An 18,178-nucleotide genomic window follows, 5' to 3' on the forward strand; every position below is an offset into this window, starting at 1 on the left:
TTCTCCTATTCTGGGATTTGTTGGGTGATACAGTGGATATTGCCACCACCTAAGAGAATATCTCTGGCTGGTATTCCGACAACTTTACGGTCTGGGAAACACTTACTGAGGATATCTAAGGCCACTTGATCGTTTTTATCTTGAAACTGGGGCACAAGGACAGCCTTGTTGGCGATATAAAAGTTTACATAGGAAGCAGCGAGCCTTTCACCTGCGTATCGCTCTTCTTCTCCTTCTTCATAGATGTAGCCTGGCAAATCTTCTTTGGTTACAACTTGATGAAGAGCTGGAATTGGAAGTTTATGAATGGTGAAGTGACGACCTTTTGCATCTGTTTCCTTTTCTAAAAGCGCTAAATCAGCTGCTGACATGGCATATTGAGGATCGCTTTCGTCGTCCGTCCAAGCCAAAACAAGCTCTGCAGGACCAACAAAGGCAGCAACATTATCAACGTGTTCATTGGTTTCGTCCTGATAAATACCATAAGGAAGCCAGATAACTTTGTCAGCACCAAGGCTGTCTAATAAGGTATTTTCGATTTCCTCTTTACTGAGATGAGGATTGCGACCAGCGCTTAGTAGGCAACTTTCAGTCACAAGAATGGTTCCTTGACCATCGCTATGAATGGCTCCGCCTTCAAGGACGAAAGGCTTAGCATCGTAAACGGGCATATCCAAAACCTCAGCAAAACGACTAGCTACTTGGTCATCATCTTCATAATCTTGATAAAGACCATCAACAGCACCACCCCAAGCATTGAAAGCCCAATCCACGGCTAATTTCTGGCCTTTATCATTGACAAGAATAGTCGGACCTGTATCACGGGCCCAGGCGTCATTGGTGGGAATGTCTAGATAAATAACGCTATCTCCAAGGTAGTTTTGGGCTTCAGATAGATAGTCCTGCTCCACTAAAAGATAAATTCTTTCCCCTTCTGCTATGGTTTTGATAATCTGAGTAAATGCTCTTTTGGCGGCTTTTCCTTGAAAGGGCCATGAACCTGGTCGAGTCGGCCATATCATGAGGGTACCATGATGGGGTTCGTACTCTGCTGGCATGCGATAGCCTAATTTTTTGGGACTGTCCATCATGATAATCTCCCTTTAAAATCTTGATAGCCAAAGGCTTTGACTAAGCTGCAGTCTCCCTGTTCGTCCATGAGATAGAGACTTGGCAATCCAATTCCATTAAAGGTATTATTTTTAACAAATGAGTAAATAGCCATGTCCTCAAAGTAAAGTCTATCTCCAATCTCAACAGGATTTTCAAAACTATAATCACCAATCACATCGCCTGTCAGACAGGTATTGGAAGAAAGTCTATAAGTATGGGCTTTTTCCTGTGCCTCAAAGCCATTTCTCAAAGGTGGACGATAGGGCATCTCAAGTACATCAGGCATATGGCAGGTCGCAGAGGCATCTAAAACCAAGCTTTCCATACCGTTTTCTACAATATCTAATACCTCAGTTGCTAGATAACCCGCATTGAGTGCAATGGCTTCACCCGGCTCGATATAGATTTCAAGATTGTAAGTTTCTCGGATACGCTTGATTTCTGAAATCAGCAAATCCACATCGTAACCTTCTCTTGTGATGTGGTGTCCGCCCCCCATATTGAGCCATTTGACCTGATGCAAATACGGTCCAAATTGCGCTTCTACTGCTTTCAAAGTTGTCTGTAAATCATCTGCTCCCTGCTCACAAAGGGTGTGAAAATGAAGGCCGTCAACCAAATCCAGCAAATCACTAGGAATCTTGTCTAGAGTGACTCCAAAACGAGAGCCTGGAGCACAAGGGTCATAAAGCGCGTGGTCACCTTGCGTTGAACATTGAGGGTTTATGCGCAAACCAACACTGACACCAGCCTCCCGACAACGAGCCCCATGCTTACGCAACTGTCTCTCTGAGTTGAAGACGATATGGTCCGTTATCTCTAGCAATTCCTCCAAGTCTGCATCCTTGAAAGCAGGTGCAAAGACATGGACTTCCCCTGGGAACTCTTCTCTAGCGAGCTTAGCTTCATAGAGACCACTTGCAGTTGTGCCAGATAGATACTGGCTAATCAAGGGATAGGTTTTATAAAGGGAATACGCCTTCTGAGCAAGCAAAACCTTGCAACCAGCTTCTTCTTGAACATAATGTAGAATGCGGCAATTGGCTTCTAACTTGGCCAAGTCAATGACATAAGCTGGTGTTGGTACTTGTTCTAACTTCATCAGTCCACCATTTGTGGATTTTCAACCACAACCCATGGCAAACCATACTCATTCAAAGCTTCCATAAATGGATCTGGATCCAACTCTTCAAGATTGTAAACTCCAGCTTGTTTCCAAGTACCGTTCATAACCAATTTTGTCCCAATCATGGCTGGAACGCCTGTCGTGTAAGAAATTGCTTGTGAACCAACTTCTGCGTAACATTCCTGATGGTCACAAACATTGTAGATGTAAATGGTCTTTTCAACACCATCTTTGACACCTGTAAAGATACATCCAATATTGGTTTTACCAACAGTGCGTGGACCAAGGCTTGCAGGATCTGGAAGTAAGGCTTTTAAGAATTGGATTGGAACGATGTCTTGTCCATTAAAGTTAATGGCATCCGTACGAAGGAGTCCAACATTTTCAAGACATTTCATGTGCGTCAAGTAAGATTGACCAAAAGTCATAAAGAAACGAATGCGTTTAACGCCTGGAATGTTCTTGGCCAATGATTCGATTTCTTCGTGATGAAGGAGATACATGTCTTTTTGTCCGACCTGAGGGAAATCATACTCGCGCTTGATTGACATAGCTTCCACTTCGACCCATTTTCCATCTTCCCAGTAAGAACCTGGCGCAGAAACCTCGCGTAGATTGATTTCTGGGTTAAAGTTTGTTGCAAATGGATAACCGTGATCACCACCATTACAGTCTAAAATATCGATATAATGGATTTCATCAAAGTAGTGTTTGAGGGCATAGGCTGAAAAGACACTGGTCACACCTGGGTCAAAGCCAGATCCAAGCAGAGCGGTCAAGCCTGCTTCTTTGAATTTCTCCTGATAAGCCCATTGCCATGAGTAGTCAAAGTAGGCTGTAAATCCAAGTTCCTTACAACGTTTTTCGTAGATAGCACGCCACTCAGGGTCTTCTGTGTCTTCTGCTTCGTAGTTGGCCGTATCGATATAGTGAACACCTGTTGCCAAACAAGCGTCCATAATGGTTAAATCTTGATATGGTAAAGCTACATTCAAAACAGCTTCTGGTTTGTAGCTTTCAATCAGGGCAATCACTTCTTCAACCTTATCAGCATCAAGAGCTGCTGTCTCAATCTTTGTACTTGTTTTGCCTTCTAGCTTCGCTTTCAAGTCATCGCATTTTGACTTAGTACGGCTAGCAATCATAATCTCTGTAAAGGTTTCACTATCTTGACAAATCTTTGAAATAGCAACTTGGGCAACGCCCCCACATCCAATAACTAATAAACGACTCATTTTTTTCCTTCCTCTTCTTCTAAAATGTCCTCAACATACTTGGGCAACATAAAGGCTCCCACGTGTAAGTTTGCAGTGTAGTATTCTGTGAAAAGCTGGCGTTTTTTCCAGCCTTCCTTGTCAAAATCTTTGACAGGGTGGTATTTTTTCGAAGCAAATCCAAACAACCAATAGCCCGCTGGACTGGTTGGGATATGGGCCTGATAAACCCGACTGATTGGAAATGCTTGATTAACCTTACGGTGCATGCTTCGGCAAGCCGACTCATCTTCGTCAAAGAAAGGACTCCCATGCTGGTAAATCATGATGCCGTCTTCCTTCAGAGCCCGATAACTATTACCGTAAAATTCCTTGGTAAAGAGCCCTTCGGTATGTCCAAATGGATCAGTGGCATCGTTGATGATAATATCGTAATCATCTTCACAGTTTCGTAAAAAACGAAGCCCATTTTGGTAGTAAATGGTAACACGAGGGTCATCAAGTCCCGCAGCAAAGTCTGGGAAATACTCACGACAGACCTCAACCAGCATCTCATCTGGTTCCACGATATCGATTTGTTCCAGTTCAGGATAGAGTGTTAATACTTGGGCAACACCTCCGTCACCACCCCCAATAACCAAGACTTTCTTGGGATTTGGGTGAACAGCCATGGGAACGTGGACGGTCATTTCATTGTAGACAAAATCATCCGCATCTGAAAACAAGACATGCCCATTTAAAATCAGTATTTTCCCAAAAGCTGGCGTATCCAAGACTTCGATATCCTGCCATTCACTTTTACCAGCGTAGAGTTGCTTGGCTGTTCTCAGGGACAATTTGACATCTGGAGTATGAACTTCAGAAAACCATAAATCCATCTAGTTCTCCTTTCTCTTAATGACGTTGATGTGATTGACCTCGGGATCTTCCGTCCCTTGGAGGGAGCAACCACGATCCTTGGCAAATTGGATATAGTCGACAATTTCTCGTGTAATGCGTTCACCAGGAGCCAAGATAGGAATTCCTGGAGGATAGCACATGACAAATTCTCCACAGACCTGTCCAACAGATTCGTCTAAAGACAAACTTTTTCTCTCTGAATAGAAGGCTTTTTGTGGAGACAGCACTAACTCGGGCTGGATATATTCTCCAGCTATCAAGTCCTTCCCATCTCGTGAGTATAGTCTCTTGATATCAGCCAAAGCACCAACCAAGCGCTCGATGTCTTGGATACGGTCACCAATCGAAATATAGGCCAAGATATTACCAATATCACCAAACTCGATCTGAATGTCGTATTCGTCTCGTAGGAGGTCATAAACCTCGATACCTGTTAAGCCAATACCCTGAGTGTAAACTGACAACTTGGTCACATCAAAATCACATACCGACACACCATCTATTAATTCTTTTGAGTAGGCATAGTAGCCACCGATAGCATTGATTTCACGACGAGCGTACTCGGATAGCTCAATGACCTTCTCAAACGACTCTTTACCACGAAGGGCCAAGTTGCGACGCGAAATATCCAGACTAGCCATCAACAAATAAGAGGCGGATGTTGACTGGGTCAGGTTGATGATCTGACGAACGTATTCAGGATTCATCTGCTCCCCGATTAAAAGAAGCGAACTTTGTGTCAAACTCCCACCAGACTTATGCATGGAAACTGCTGCCATATCAGCACCTGCATCCATAGCAGAAATTGGAAGTTTATCAGTAAAATGTAAGTGCGCTCCGTGGGCCTCATCTACCAAAACCATCATGCCAGCTTCATGAGCCATTTCTGTCAACCCCTTTAGGTCTGAACAGATGCCGTAGTAAGTAGGATTGTTAATCAAAATGGCCTTGGCATCTGGATGGTCCTTTATGGCCTTGGCTACTCGATCATTTTCAAGACCTAAAGCGATACCAATTTTAGGATCTACACTCATCTCGATATAGATGGGAATGGCACCACACAGAACTAGCGCATTGATAGCAGATTTATGGACATTACGTGGCAGAATAATCTTATCTCCAGCCTTGCAGGTTGACAGAATCATAGTCTGCACCGATGAAGTTGTTCCCCCAATCATGAGGAAGGCATGGGCTGCTCCAAAAGCATCAGCTGCCAGCTCCTCTGCATCCCGAATGATCGAAATAGGATGCCCTAAATTATCCAAGGGTTTCATCGAATTGACATCAATGCCAACACATTTTTCTCCTAATAGTTCGACAAGTTCTGGATTTCCCCGTCCACGCTTGTGACCTGGAACATCAAAGGGAACAATCCTTTTCTTGCGTAACTTCACCAAGGCCTCATAAATTGGGGCTTGGTTTTGATCTAACTCTTTCAAGACATACTCCTTTTCACATTTTTAGTATCTTAGAACTTAGACACTAAAGTTTGACTTATGAAAAAAGAGCAGGTTTTCACCTGCTCTGCAATCTTCTGACGTGTTTATTTTGGTTTCTGTTGAGTATGTCTGTTCCTGATGTTTCCTAACTCTCTAGTAGCAAATATTACGTACTTTATTGATCGTTTCACAAGATGACGTGTGCTTTCACCACACTAAAAATTTATGAATTAGGACAAGTGTCCTAACATCAACTTATAAAAGTAGGCTTTTAACCCTATCAATAATGTGGCTTTTCAACCACGCTTCGGCATTCAACCCTGCCTGTCCGTAGGCATTTTTTACTCGGGTTTATATTTGCTAGAAAACATCATCTCATTTTCTAAGCTTTATTAATATAACATACTTCCAACACTCTGTAAAGTACTTTTTTGAAAAAATATCTATTTTTGTTCGGAAAAATAATATTTTATATAGATTTGTATAAGTTGTATAATGTGAAAGCGGATATAAAAAGAACTAGTCCACTAGTTCTTTTTAATGTATCTTAACGATTAATGGTAACAGAAAAACGATAGCCATTTAATTGTATAAATTTCACCAAAACGAATAAAGCAGTTCGTTTATTAGCATTGGCAAAAACATGCTTTTTTTCAAGCAATACAAGTAGCTCATTGAGAATAAGCGAGCCACTCATTAATCAGACTAGCAACTTCTCTAGGTGCTTCAGTATAAAGCTCATGGCCAAAGTTCTCTAGAAAAATAGTATCAAAATAATCTGGCAATTCTTTTAAGGCTTCCTCTCTCCATGTAGCTTCATTAGAATAGCAAGGACTGATAAACAAGGTATCTCCCACTTCTCTTTTAAAAGCTTGTATTTTCCTCCGTAGGCGGAGTATCGCTTCTATATTTTCATAGTTTATAGATAACTCATATCTATTATACTCAGAATTCCAGTGATAGGACTGTCTTACGGCTTTCTCCATATTTTCTGACCAATGCTTTGCTTCAGATTTTTCTTTAGAAATAAGAAGATTTAAGTCCGAAACGACTTGAGATTCAATATAGTTTTTAGTTTCCTCTAACTCTGTATCTAAAGGTAAAATCTTATCTAAATCTAGATAGCCACCATCCAAAAGAATCAGTTTTGTCACTTCATAAAATTCCGATGCAAGATAACGCGCCAAATCTCCTCCAAGAGAATGACCTATCAGACATATAGATTCTTCCTCTACAATCTCATTTTTAAACCATGATTTCAATTCTGTTTCATCTCGAAGATGCTTTTCATATGGATTTAGAAAATAAATCTGCGAATCTAGTTCTTGAAGAAAATCCTTGCTATGATAGAAATTGCTTCCCAGACCTCCAATAAAATATTTTTTCATTCTCTACTTAATACTATGCTTATTCATCTTTTGTTCAAAGATAGTCGTGATAATTTGCTGCAATTCTTCGCGTTCTTTTTCTGGAATTTCACCACTTGTTTGAGCTGCTGCGTAGAGCTCAGGGTGTTCAATAGAAATTCGTTTGATCGTACGTGTCGTAGCATGTTTTCTGACGAAAAATGGGATTCTCTTAATCAAGTCTTGTGGTACTAGTGCAAGAATCTTCTCAGCAGTTTCCTTGTCACTAATCTTAGACGTCGTAAGCCCCTTCTTAATCATTTCCTGTTCTTTTTCTGTAAAATCTTTTAATTCCATTCGATTAGTCCTCCTATTTTCTTTAAGTTAAATTATATACCAATTGTAGCAAGACGACAAATAGTCTGTTTGTAAAATGCTCTCTATACTACAATTTTCCTGTCACTCTTAATTGCTCTTTAATGAAAAATCACAAATCCTTTTGGAGAGATGGCAAGCTGATTCTCTAATTCTTGGCAATTGCTTGCTAGTGATACTGCTTCTTTCTCTAAAAGATAATCATCTTTTGATTGGTTAAAGATAGCTTTAAGAATTTGTCCATCGTATTTCCATTCCAAAGCTACTAGATCTGGTTTGATTTCTTTTAGGCTATACTGACCATGCTGAATGGTTGATGACGCTTGTTTTCTAATATTAATCAGCTGCTTCATGAAATTCAGCATATGATTGTCACTTGATACACGTTCCCAAGGCATACAACGTCGACAATCTGGGTCTGGTCCTCCGGTTAAAGCTAACTCGGTTCCGTAATAAATGCACGGTATTCCCTTTTGTAAAAAGAGAAAGGCTAGGGCTGATTTGACCAGTTGAACATCCTCATTGGCCGTCCACAAGATTCGTTCTGTATCATGCGAATCCAAGAGATTAAACATAACTTCTGAAATCTGCTGCTTGTAATACATAGACTGGCAATTGATTTCATCAATGAATTGGTCTGTCTTCTTAACACCTCGTAAGAAATAGTCCTTGATGCTATCAGATAAAGGATAATTCATGACCGCGTGAAACTCATCTCCGTTTAGCCAAGGCTGAGACGTATGCCAGACTTCTCCAAGGATATAAAGATCAGACTTTTTAGCTAAAACTGCCTTGCGAAAATCCCTCCAGAACTGATGGTCAATCTCATTAGCCACATCCAAACGCCAAGCATCAATATCAAACTCTTCAATCCAATAAGTCGCAACCTTTAAAAGATACTCCTTGACCTCTGGATTGGCTGTATTTAGCTTAGGCATATAGTCCTCGAAACCAAAAGCATGATAAGGCAACTCTCTCTTGTTGGCTAGTTTTTCAGTCATCACTGGAAATTGTTGAATATGGAACCAATCTTTATAAGCAGACTCCTCACCGTTTTCGACAACATCTTGCCATTGAGGCGATTGCGAACCAATATGATTAAATACAGCATCCAGCATGATTTTCATGCCACGCTGATGAGCTTGCTTGACCAGTTCCCGAAAGGTCTCCTTGTCTCCAAAATAACGGTCAATTTCAAAGTAATCCGTCGTATTGTACTTGTGATTGCTCGTAGATTCAAAGATAGGACAAAGATAAAGTCCAGTAATGCCCAAGTCTTGCAAATAATCCAGATGGTCAATAATCCCCTGTAAATCACCACCAAAGAAATCATCACTTTGAGGTGTGATAGATGAATCCCAGTCTAAAGCCCCTTCTGGGTTTAATAAAGCATTTCCATTGGCAAATCTCTCAGGAAATATCTGATACCATACTGTATTTGAAACCCAGTCAGGAACCTGACATGCATCAATCTCATGTATATAAGGCAACTTAAATCCATTTCCAATAGCATGAAGATTTTCTAGAGAATTTTCCACACACCCTTTATCGCCATACAAAATACTTTGACCTTCTGTATCCTTGAGTTCAAAGAGATACTGGATACGTGCAAAGTCAACGGACACTTCAACCTGCCAATAATCAAATAAGGTATCAGAAGTTATCTTGACCATTTCTTTTGTATCTTGATAAAACTCCTCCATAAAGATAAAAGGGTCACCATAATGCAAGGTGATACTCTCAATATCCCCTTTCTTAGTTCGAATCCGAATATGGAGTTTCTTATCCTTATAAAGATAGGCATACTCCGACTCAGGTCTATGGTAAATGGCTGTTAATTCCACTGTATTTGTCTCCTGATTTACTTGGTTGCATTTACGACGCAAACGTTTTCATAATTGTGATTCTAGTATACTACTTTCGTATTTTATTTTCAAGGCTTGTCCGTAGATTCTAGTGGTTTGGTTCTATAAATAAAAAAGCAGCCAGTCTTACAACTTGCTACTTTTCAAATAATGATTTACAAATATCTTTGCAACCACTCTATTTTTTTAAAATCCTTATTGTTATTGTGATCATTTCGATAGGAATCTTGGGAAGAAGCCTTGTAAATACTTAAAAACTGTTCCAAACTTGGAACGCGAAAAGTGATGTTTTCGAGATGAATCAGCTCTATATCCGATTCCGAAACTCCTGCAAAATCAGGTAAAGAATCGATACTTCCGAACTCAACACTCAGACCATCTTTTTTGAATTCATGCTCATGAATATCTATTAAGGCGTAGCCTAAGTGTTTCATCACTTTCATTATCTTGTCCCACTCATAAATTCTGAGATGATCGGGTGCTTCCCAACCTCTAGGGTCACCAGGCACATGAATGTCAATGTCAGACGGCCCCCATTCTTCATTTGATCGGTATTCAAACCCCAAAGACCCCATGAGCGTCGGAGTGATTCCGACTTGGTTTAAATGAGAACAAATTGTTCGAAATTCATCAAATAGAGAATTCATTCCTCCTCCAATCGTTGATATAGAACTTAATTTCGTTGTGAATAATAAACTAATTTTTACCTTCTACTCTTTCGGTTTTGAAAATACTTCAACTCGCTGAGCTAGAACTTTTATTTCTACAGGTAGGTTATCCGATTTATCGCCATCAACGTCTGACTCCAACTCACTATCTGAAGAGATTTTAATATTACGCGCTCTGATATACTCAATATTATCATTGCCGACAACATCTCCTTTTAGTAAATCAGGGATGACGGATAATTTGGAGAATAGAGACGCATCTTTCAGAATCAAAATATTGGCATAGCCGTCTTTGTTTTCTTCAAAGATTTTCTTATCAGCGAAGTAATTTGTCAAGAGAACCAAAACATGGCTCGCTTCACCAACATAATTTCCATTTTCTGTCTCAACCTTAATGTTAAAGACCTGATCCGTCATGACAGACTTCATGGTATTTACAGCATAGGCAAGAATACCAAATTTTGTCTTATCTTCAATTTCAACATTGTGAATCGCTTCAGGTAGAGAACCGATACTAAAGATATAACCAAAATAATTGTCATTCGCTTTTCCGATATCAATCTTATTGGTTAAGTTAAAATCGAGTTCATCAATTGCGCCATCGATGTCTTGATTGATTTCCAAAAGTTTTGTAATGAGGTTACCCGTACCGCCTGGGATAATCCCTAACTTAGGAATGTAGTCTCTCTCAGCAATACCCGAAATGACTTCGTTGACAGTCCCATCTCCACCAAACACAACCACTGCATCGTACTGCTCACGAGAAGCTTCTTTAGCAAAATGTGTTGCATCCAAAGCTTTTTCGGTAATTTTGGTTTCTACGTGCTCAAAATATTCTTTTGCTTTATTCTCCAGCTTTTCTTTGTAATCTAAAGCCTTCTCCCCACCAGAGGTAGGGTTGATAATTAACATTGCCTTTTTCATTAATGTTCTCCTTAATTTTAAATAGAAATGTTTACATTTCGTCGTATGCAACTAAATGTACTCTCATTATACAATGAAAATACAGAAAAGAGAAATATGACGTACTGGAGATTAATATAATTTTATTCTATTTTCCCATCGCATAACTACAGCTTTTAAGGGGGCATCCAAGTAAGAAAAGGCCTTATCCTTTATCCAGTCAGGAATACCATAAGCTGCCTCGGCAATGCTGCCAGTGATTGCTGCGAGTGTATCACTGTCGCCACCAAGTGAGATGGCATTTCTTATCGCATCTTCGAAATCTGTACTCTCAAGAAAGGCGATAATGGCTTGAGGGACAGTTTCCTGACATGTTTCGTTAAAACGATAGTTAGGACGGATTTCATCTAAAGTTTGAGATAGATTGTAGCCGTATTCCTTCTCTATATAATCCTTAATCCGTCTTTTACACTCCCTAGGATTGTCGTTAATTGATTGCTCGTATTCTCTACAATAACTACCAAAGTAAAAACGACATAGAAAAATAGCATCAGCTGTAGCCATTGCACCTTTAATACCTTCTAGATGATTATGGGTTACCTCTGCAGAAAGACACGCAAGTCCTCTAGATGATGGCCACATACCAGTTCTCGCATAAAAACCACAGTCCATGACCCAAGCACATGGAGAAACACGCATAGCTGATCCATTCCCAAAGCTATTATAAGGCTCACGGTTATCGCTATTTAGCCATGCATTAAACCGAGCACCGTAATCAGCATTCGGATACAGTCTGCCATATTTCTTCATCGCGTCAATGAAGTCGTCTTTTTGTCCCCCGTTCATAATCGCTTCTGCAACAGCACAGGTCATAACCGTATCATCTGTAAAAAAGCAGTCCTTCCGAAATAAAGTAAAGCCCTTCATTTTGATATTGTTCCACTCGTAAACAGAACCGACAATATCTCCAACGATTGCTCCTAGCATCAGATTCCTCCTTCTAAGTTTTTATAATCTACTCTCAACTTCTCTAGTATTCTTTTTTTTCCATAATTAAAATAGATATTTTTATAGCAATTCCTATGATAACAATACTGACAAAAACCATTCCAATAAAAATCATTAAACTCGAATTCTTTAAGAAAAACTCCACAACATTAGTCAGTAAATCTGATTTTGCTTTAAAAAAACTAGATAGAGCAAATACTGTAAAGTATGTTATAACCATAATCAGCCTACCTTTTTCAGCTCCGTACCTAAGGATAAACGGAAGTTGAATAGCTGATATCAAAATACTTACAACTAATGTAATTAGTGAGATAAATATGATGCTGTCTATTAACATCTCTTTTTTTATTACCAATTGAACAAATAAACAAACTGAACCTACTAATCCAAAAACAAACGCAAAAAACAATTTACTTAGTACAAAGCTACTCTTTTTAATGGGCATGGAAAAGGCAAATTGTTCAAACTTCGATCTCGTATCATAGCCAAAAGCGATAGCAGTTAAAATTAACGGTATCATAGTACAAATAAGCGGTATCATAAAAATTTCATTTTCATATATCCCATAAACAATGAGTGCAATACAGAGAGTAATCGTTAATAGTAGTGTTTTCTTTAAAGTAGCTATATCTTTTAATATCAATGCAGTCATTATCTTTTATCTCCTTTCAAAAAATATATCATAATATCTTCGATAGAAGGTTTTTGTAATCTGATTCCATCTGGAATAAAATTTCTTTTAACAAGCATCTCTTGTCCAAATGCGTGTATCCTTCTCCCAATTATAGCTTCCTCATCAAGATTTTTAACTTCTTCATTAGATAAAGTACAGATAGCATAGTTTTCTTTGAGTTCATCCTTTGATTCAACAAAAAGTACTTTACCATCATTGATAAAAGCAATATAATCCGCCACTTTCTCTAAATCTGATAGGATATGTGACGATATTAAAATTGTATGATTTTCATCTTGAATAAAGTCAAGAAGAAAATCTAAAATTTCGTCCCGTACAATCGGATCCAATCCACTTGTAGCTTCATCCAAAATGAGAATTTCTGCTTTATGAGATAAAGCTACTGCCATCGATAATTTCATTCTCATTCCACGAGAATAACTTTGAATAGCCTGTTTTTCAGATAATTTAAATTTCTTTTTTAATTGATAGAAAAATTCTCTGTCCCATTTTGAATATACCCTTGAACAAAATTTTTCCAAATCAACGAGTGTCATTTCTTCCGGCACTAATAAATCATCAAACACTACTCCAATTTTATCTTTCAATTCAAGACTATTAGGATTATCATAACCTAAAATTTTAATTTCTCCTGAGTCTTTCTTAAGTAATCCTAACAATAATTTTATGGTTGTACTTTTACCAGCCCCGTTTTGGCCAATGTATCCGACAATAGAGCCTTTAGGAATAGAAAAATCTATCGGTCCTAATGTAAAGTCATCAAATTTTTTAACCAAGTTTTTGATTTCAATAGCAAAATCACTCATATTTTCCCTCCATATAACTACTAAACATCTCTACCAACTCATCATTGGTAACACCTGCAATCGCTGAAAGCTCAAGAATATCTTGCATTTTTGATTCGATTCGTTTCAAATATTCTTCTCGAATAAGCTCTTTATTTTGAGCTGCAACAAAATTACCTTTACCTTGAACTGAATTAATGAAACCATCAAGTTCTAGTTCATCAAAAGCTCTTTTAGCAGTTATCATACTCACTCGAAGTTCTTTAGCTAAAAATCTGATTGATGGTAATTGCTCGCCAACCTTTAATTCTCCCAAAATAATCTGAGCCTTTATTTGATTTTTAATCTGTAAATAAATCGGATTATCACTTGAATTATCAATCTGTATATTCACCCTCCATATCCTCCTAACTATCCAACTGTTATCTCTGTTTATATTATATCATAACAGCTATATAAGTTCAATATTTAACAATCTGTATGAGACACATTATTGTTTAAATTGATTCCTTTTCACTTTAAATTTTTTATATAACAAAAAGCCTTACAATCAAGGCTTTTCTTAATCACTTTCGTTAACAGTTTTATACGTTTTCACCATCAACAGCATAAGTCATAATCGTATCGTTAGTGAAAAAGCAGTCTTCCCTGAATAAAGGAAAGTCCTTCGTTTTGATATTGTTCCATTCGTAAACGGAACCTACAATGTCTCCAACTATTGCTCCTAGCATCCGTTTCCTCCTTATGGCATATCAGATTCGTTACACATTTCTAATAAATCACTCTTTAAAAATGGCACCACCAAATCAATCCACTCATGAGGCAGGTAAGCTGATAAATAGCCGTGGTTATAGCCCTTTGCTTCATACAAAATTGTATTTGAATGTAGCTGATGAAATAATTTCGCTGATTCTTTCACACAGTTCAATTCTTTTTCACCATAGATATACAGAACCTGAGCCTTGCTAGCAGAAATCATATCTTTCAGCTTGTAACGCCCCATATAGTTTTTGTAAATGGTTACCAATGTTTTGACAGGTGTCCTTGGCAGATCCTCCAAATAATAAGTTTTTATTTCCTCTGGATAAGCCAGTTTAGGATAGAGTTTGTTCATCATGCTTAACTGAAGTTTGCAAGAGAATTTATTGAACATCAGTTTACCAAATAGAGACACCAGAAAGATACTGATTTTAGCTAACCTTGGTTGAGGAATACAGAGGCTTCCGTCTATAATGGCCTTCTCAGCAATTTCACTGTCTAAAGACAAAAGCTCCATGGCAATTTGACCACCAAGTGAAACACCACCGATTGCAAACAACTTCCCACTACAGTTTGCTTTGATATAGTCTAGAATCTCCAAAGCAGAATCTTCAGTAGAAACATAATCAAGTTGATATTCCTCGCCGTGGCCATTCAAAGTGGGTAGAATAATACGGTATTTTTCTGACAAGATACGTGCTTGACGAAGATAATTCCACCAAGAACTGCCGCCACCGTGTATTAGTAAGATAGGAGGTAAATTCTTATCCCCAAATTCATGGAATTTCATGTTTAAACTCCTTACTGTAGAACTTTCACTAGCTAGTTTTCCTTGTTCAATCAGCTCTTAAAAGCAGTACCACATACTCGACATAAAACGAGTGAACACTATGTATGCCAAGTGAACATGTATGTGGGAACATGTCTATAAACCTTTTGACGATAGCATAAGGTTATCGTTAAAAGGTATTACCCCGACAAACTGTGATTTACTCATTTCATTAAATCAGCTATTTCTTTCTTCCCATACGCCTTTACATTCTGAATTACATTCTGTTTCCTCTTGATTGATTCAAGCAGTGATATATCTAGTATATTTACTAATTCTTTAAACTGAACCTGTCCGATTCTTCTTATCTCTTTAAGTTGCTCGGCATCTCTTATCTTTCTCTCTGCCTCACTTTTAGGGTATCCTTGCCCAAATGGCTCTGAGAAAAGAGCTTCTATTGTTTTTTCAAGATTTTCAGTACCTGACCATGTATAATCTTCACCTAATGGTAATGATATCGCATTTCCATTATTAATCTGAGCAAATAAATAGGCATCCTTCGGTGTAGGTGCATACCCGCAAATGACATCAGGCATACTATTACAAGCAAGCATCATTCCTTGTCCGGAAGAACAGCCCGTAACAACGAAATCAACTGTCCTACTTGCCAACAAGATACCTATAAGAATAGAAATTTCTATATACGAGTATTTTCCATTTTCTTCCATCGTACAGCCAAAATTTATAACCTCAGATTTCTTTGGAGCATACTTTAAAACAGCATCATAGATTATTTGATTTTTGCTCGCTTGCGAACTTGCTTGAATAACTCCGATTCTCATTCTTCCCCCTACAACTTCTAATTTAATTATTTCTTTTTCTTTGGTTTGGGTGCCGGTAATTCATCATATATTGAATTGAACAAGCCTTTATTTTCTACACTTCATTTATTCACTGGTTGCAACTTTTGACATCAAAACTACCGCCTCCACATATGATAATATTTTTCCTTTATACTAATAAACAAAAGGAAATAAAAATCATTTTAAAATGATACTGTGGAACGGAAAGATTTTCGCCACTTCCAAAAGAAACGACATTCATCACTCCACTTTAAATTATAATAGAAAATTCTCTAACATAGATCATCTAATTAGCAAATCGTTACTTTTAATAATGGATATCCTGATCTAAATTTTAAAATGTTGTTTTCTTACTAATTCTATTACTCGCCAATATTGTATAAATCAAATAACCAATAAAAATGATAATAAAAATAAGATTAATTTTTAACATAAAATAGAGATTTAACAAATTTGCGAACGCATGAAATAATAGACAGTACCCCACAGATTTCGTTTGACGATAAAGAAGCCCTAAAACAAAACTTAAAAATAATGTATACATAAAAAATAAAATAAAAGGAAATCCTTGATGACTTTCTCCAACTATAAACCATAAAGGCAGATGCCAAATTCCCCATATTGAACCTACAATCAAATTAGATTGCCAATAAGTATATTTTTTATCAAGTAACGGTTGTAATATACCTCTCCATCCTAATTCTTCATGTCCACCACCAAAAAAAATTAATTGTATAAAGAATAGTGGCATCAGATAAATTGATACTCCGTTTAATTCTAAGGAAGATACAGAGAATAGTATCAAAATTGCTAACAAATGAATAATGAAATAAATACTACTATTTTTTCTTTTATTAAATACAAAATGTTTAAATTTTATATTATTACTTTTCAAATAAAAGCCACTTGCAATAGTGAACTGCACCCCAAAAGTTAGACAGAAAAAATCTAACTTTTGGGGTGTTTTTATTATGAAATTAACTTATGATGATAAAGTTCAGATCTATGAACTTAGAAAACAAGGATATAGCTTAGAGAAGCTTTCAAATAAATTTGGGATAAACAATTCTAATATTAGGTACATGATTAAATTGATTGATCGTTATGGAATAGAGTTCGTCAAAAAAGAAAAAAATCGTTACTATTCTCCTGAATTAAAACAAGAAATGATTGATAAAGTCCTACATGAAAACTGGTCTCAAGATAGAGTTTCTCTCGAATATGCTCTCCCAAATCGTGGTATGCTTCCAAATTGGATGGCACAATACAAGAAAAACGGGTATACTATTGTTGAGAAAACAAGAGGGAGAGTACCTAAAATGGGACGTAAACCAAAGAAGAAACCCGAAGAGATGACAGAGTTAGAACGACTTCAAGCAGAAAACGAGTATCTGAGAGCGGAGAATGCTGTCCTAAAAAAGTTGAGAGAACTCCGCTTGAAGGAGGAAAAAGAGAAAGAAGAAAGACAGAAATTGTTCAAGAATTAATCACTGATTTTTCGTTAGATATTCTTCTAAAAACCATTAAACTCGCTCGTTCGACCTACTACTATCATTTGAAACAGCTAGACAAACCAGATAAGGATCAAAAGCTTAAAGCTGAAATTCAAGCTATTTTTACCGAACAAAAAGGAAATTACGGCTATCGTCGAATCCATTTAGAATTAAGAAATCGTGGTTATGTGGTCAATCATAAAAGAGTTCAACGCTTGATGAAAGTGCTCAATTTACAAGCTAGAATCCGCAAGAAACGCAAGTATTCTTCTCATAAAGGAGATGTTGGCAAGAAAGCAGACAACCTTATTCAACGCCAATTTGAAGCAGCTAAACCAATGGAAAAGTGTTATACGGACGTGACAGAATTTGCCATTCCAGCAAGCGCTCAAAAGCTTTACTTATCACCAGTTTTAGATGGCTTTAATAGCGAAATTATCGCCTATAATCTTTCAACTTCACCCAACTTAGAACAAGTAAAAACAATGTTGGAACAAGCATTCACAGAGAAGCGCTACGAGAATACGATTCTCCATAGTGACCAAGGCTGGCAATATCAACACGATTCTTATCATCAGTTTCTAGAGGGTAAGGGAATTCAAGCATCCATGTCACGTAAAGGTAACAGCCCAGACAACGGCATGATGGAATCTTTCTTTGGTATTCTGAAATCGGAGATGTTTTATGGTTATGAGAAGTCATTTGAGTCGCTCAACCAATTGGAACAAGCCATTGTAGACTATATTGATTACTACAACAATAAACGAATTAAGGTAAAACTAAAAGGACTCAGTCCTGTGCAATACAGAACTAAATCCTTCGGATAAATTAATTGTCTAACTTTTTGGGGTCAGTACA

At 37.7% G+C, this 18,178-nt stretch carries 17 protein-coding genes and 3 pseudogenes; 1 reads left to right on the forward strand and 19 read right to left on the reverse strand.

Features of this window, described 5'->3' with window-relative positions:
* Positions 1–5: 5 nt before the first annotated feature.
* The 19 genes and pseudogenes from aguA to ADJ60_RS08900 form a co-directional block, all read right to left on the reverse strand.
* Positions 6–1,091: an agmatine deiminase gene (gene aguA, locus ADJ60_RS08820; RefSeq protein WP_049544624.1), complete on the reverse strand. Its 1,086-nt coding sequence runs from the start codon at positions 1,089–1,091 to the stop codon at positions 6–8.
* Positions 1,088–2,215: a carboxynorspermidine decarboxylase gene (gene nspC / locus ADJ60_RS08825; RefSeq protein WP_049544625.1), complete on the reverse strand. Its 1,128-nt coding sequence runs from the start codon at positions 2,213–2,215 to the stop codon at positions 1,088–1,090. Before nspC ends, aguA begins: the two co-directional genes overlap by 4 nt.
* Entirely contained in the window at positions 2,215–3,474 is a 1,260-nt protein-coding gene (locus ADJ60_RS08830) for a saccharopine dehydrogenase family protein (RefSeq protein ID WP_049544626.1), read from the reverse strand. The genes nspC and ADJ60_RS08830 overlap by 1 nt, the downstream gene beginning before the upstream one ends.
* Positions 3,471–4,331 (reverse strand): polyamine aminopropyltransferase, encoded by an 861-nt coding sequence (speE, locus tag ADJ60_RS08835; protein WP_000366713.1) that lies wholly within the window; start codon positions 4,329–4,331, stop codon positions 3,471–3,473. Before speE ends, ADJ60_RS08830 begins: the two co-directional genes overlap by 4 nt.
* The gene (locus ADJ60_RS08840; protein ID WP_049544627.1) at positions 4,332–5,792 is read right to left on the reverse strand and encodes an aminotransferase class I/II-fold pyridoxal phosphate-dependent enzyme; all 1,461 of its coding nucleotides are present in this window, start codon (positions 5,790–5,792) and stop codon (positions 4,332–4,334) included.
* Between the two features lie 556 nt (positions 5,793–6,348).
* A pseudogene (locus ADJ60_RS11525) lies at positions 6,349–6,462 on the reverse strand (type II toxin-antitoxin system death-on-curing family toxin); the annotation flags it as partial.
* 1 nt (position 6,463) lies between these two features.
* Positions 6,464–7,180 (reverse strand): alpha/beta hydrolase, encoded by a 717-nt coding sequence (locus ADJ60_RS08845; RefSeq protein ID WP_049544628.1) that lies wholly within the window; start codon positions 7,178–7,180, stop codon positions 6,464–6,466.
* Between the two features lie 3 nt (positions 7,181–7,183).
* Positions 7,184–7,495 carry a hypothetical protein gene (locus tag ADJ60_RS08850; RefSeq protein WP_045611677.1) on the reverse strand — a complete coding sequence of 104 codons (312 nt, stop codon included), beginning with the start codon at positions 7,493–7,495 and terminating at the stop codon, positions 7,184–7,186.
* A 119-nt stretch (positions 7,496–7,614) separates the two neighbouring features.
* On the reverse strand, positions 7,615–9,357 hold the full coding sequence (locus tag ADJ60_RS08855) for a glycoside hydrolase family 13 protein (protein ID WP_049544629.1): 1,743 nt from the start codon (positions 9,355–9,357) through the stop codon (positions 7,615–7,617).
* 176 nt (positions 9,358–9,533) lie between these two features.
* Entirely contained in the window at positions 9,534–10,025 is a 492-nt protein-coding gene (locus tag ADJ60_RS08860) for a hypothetical protein (protein ID WP_004254407.1), read from the reverse strand.
* A gap of 63 nt (positions 10,026–10,088) precedes the next feature.
* A complete protein-coding gene (locus ADJ60_RS08865) occupies positions 10,089–10,970 on the reverse strand; it encodes a diacylglycerol/lipid kinase family protein (protein ID WP_049544630.1) in 882 nt (293 codons plus the stop codon).
* Positions 10,971–11,081: 111 nt separating this feature from the next.
* Positions 11,082–11,936 carry an ADP-ribosylglycohydrolase family protein gene (locus ADJ60_RS08870; RefSeq protein WP_049544631.1) on the reverse strand — a complete coding sequence of 285 codons (855 nt, stop codon included), beginning with the start codon at positions 11,934–11,936 and terminating at the stop codon, positions 11,082–11,084.
* A 43-nt stretch (positions 11,937–11,979) separates the two neighbouring features.
* Entirely contained in the window at positions 11,980–12,609 is a 630-nt protein-coding gene (locus ADJ60_RS08875; RefSeq protein ID WP_049544632.1) for an ABC-2 transporter permease, read from the reverse strand.
* Complete coding sequence (locus tag ADJ60_RS08880) at positions 12,609–13,457, reverse strand: ABC transporter ATP-binding protein (protein WP_049502573.1); 849 nt, start codon at positions 13,455–13,457, stop codon at positions 12,609–12,611. Before ADJ60_RS08880 ends, ADJ60_RS08875 begins: the two co-directional genes overlap by 1 nt.
* Positions 13,450–13,830, reverse strand: a complete 381-nt coding sequence (locus tag ADJ60_RS08885; RefSeq protein WP_049502574.1) for a GntR family transcriptional regulator — start codon at positions 13,828–13,830, stop codon at positions 13,450–13,452. Before ADJ60_RS08885 ends, ADJ60_RS08880 begins: the two co-directional genes overlap by 8 nt.
* 208 nt (positions 13,831–14,038) lie before the next feature.
* Positions 14,039–14,167 (reverse strand): annotated as a pseudogene (locus ADJ60_RS11235) (ADP-ribosylglycohydrolase family protein); the annotation flags it as partial.
* An 11-nt stretch (positions 14,168–14,178) separates the two neighbouring features.
* Positions 14,179–14,985 (reverse strand): alpha/beta fold hydrolase, encoded by an 807-nt coding sequence (locus tag ADJ60_RS08890; protein WP_049544633.1) that lies wholly within the window; start codon positions 14,983–14,985, stop codon positions 14,179–14,181.
* Between the two features lie 203 nt (positions 14,986–15,188).
* On the reverse strand, positions 15,189–15,806 hold the full coding sequence (locus ADJ60_RS08895; RefSeq protein ID WP_049544634.1) for an RpiB/LacA/LacB family sugar-phosphate isomerase: 618 nt from the start codon (positions 15,804–15,806) through the stop codon (positions 15,189–15,191).
* Positions 15,807–16,161: 355 nt separating this feature from the next.
* A pseudogene (locus tag ADJ60_RS08900) lies at positions 16,162–16,740 on the reverse strand (CPBP family intramembrane glutamic endopeptidase); the annotation flags it as partial.
* A gap of 58 nt (positions 16,741–16,798) precedes the next feature.
* Between ADJ60_RS08900 and ADJ60_RS11240 the strand changes: the two are divergent.
* A protein-coding gene (locus ADJ60_RS11240; protein ID WP_152907437.1) for an IS3 family transposase occupies positions 16,799–18,147 on the forward strand; the annotation gives its coding sequence in 2 pieces (ribosomal slippage) (positions 16,799–17,240 and positions 17,240–18,147; 1,350 coding nt in all).
* Positions 18,148–18,178 lie beyond the last annotated feature (31 nt).

This window comes from Streptococcus pseudopneumoniae, from assembly GCF_001076775.1.
In the GTDB taxonomy this organism is placed as follows: domain Bacteria; phylum Bacillota; class Bacilli; order Lactobacillales; family Streptococcaceae; genus Streptococcus; species Streptococcus pseudopneumoniae_G.

Bases quoted from the DNA above. Each gene is read 5' to 3' on its own strand.
- aguA (WP_049544624.1), bottom strand. From the start codon at position 1,091: ATGATGGACAGTCCCAAAAAATTAGGCTATCGCATGCCAGCAGAGTAC.
- nspC (WP_049544625.1), bottom strand. From the start codon at position 2,215: ATGAAGTTAGAACAAGTACCAACACCAGCTTATGTCATTGACTTGGCC.
- ADJ60_RS08830 (WP_049544626.1), bottom strand. From the start codon at position 3,474: ATGAGTCGTTTATTAGTTATTGGATGTGGGGGCGTTGCCCAAGTTGCT.
- speE (WP_000366713.1), bottom strand. From the start codon at position 4,331: ATGGATTTATGGTTTTCTGAAGTTCATACTCCAGATGTCAAATTGTCC.
- ADJ60_RS08845 (WP_049544628.1), bottom strand. From the start codon at position 7,180: ATGAAAAAATATTTTATTGGAGGTCTGGGAAGCAATTTCTATCATAGC.
- ADJ60_RS08850 (WP_045611677.1), bottom strand. From the start codon at position 7,495: ATGGAATTAAAAGATTTTACAGAAAAAGAACAGGAAATGATTAAGAAG.
- ADJ60_RS08860 (WP_004254407.1), bottom strand. From the start codon at position 10,025: ATGAATTCTCTATTTGATGAATTTCGAACAATTTGTTCTCATTTAAAC.
- ADJ60_RS08865 (WP_049544630.1), bottom strand. From the start codon at position 10,970: ATGAAAAAGGCAATGTTAATTATCAACCCTACCTCTGGTGGGGAGAAG.
- ADJ60_RS08870 (WP_049544631.1), bottom strand. From the start codon at position 11,936: ATGCTAGGAGCAATCGTTGGAGATATTGTCGGTTCTGTTTACGAGTGG.
- ADJ60_RS08875 (WP_049544632.1), bottom strand. From the start codon at position 12,609: ATGACTGCATTGATATTAAAAGATATAGCTACTTTAAAGAAAACACTA.
- ADJ60_RS08880 (WP_049502573.1), bottom strand. From the start codon at position 13,457: ATGAGTGATTTTGCTATTGAAATCAAAAACTTGGTTAAAAAATTTGAT.
- ADJ60_RS08890 (WP_049544633.1), bottom strand. From the start codon at position 14,985: ATGAAATTCCATGAATTTGGGGATAAGAATTTACCTCCTATCTTACTA.
- ADJ60_RS08895 (WP_049544634.1), bottom strand. From the start codon at position 15,806: ATGAGAATCGGAGTTATTCAAGCAAGTTCGCAAGCGAGCAAAAATCAA.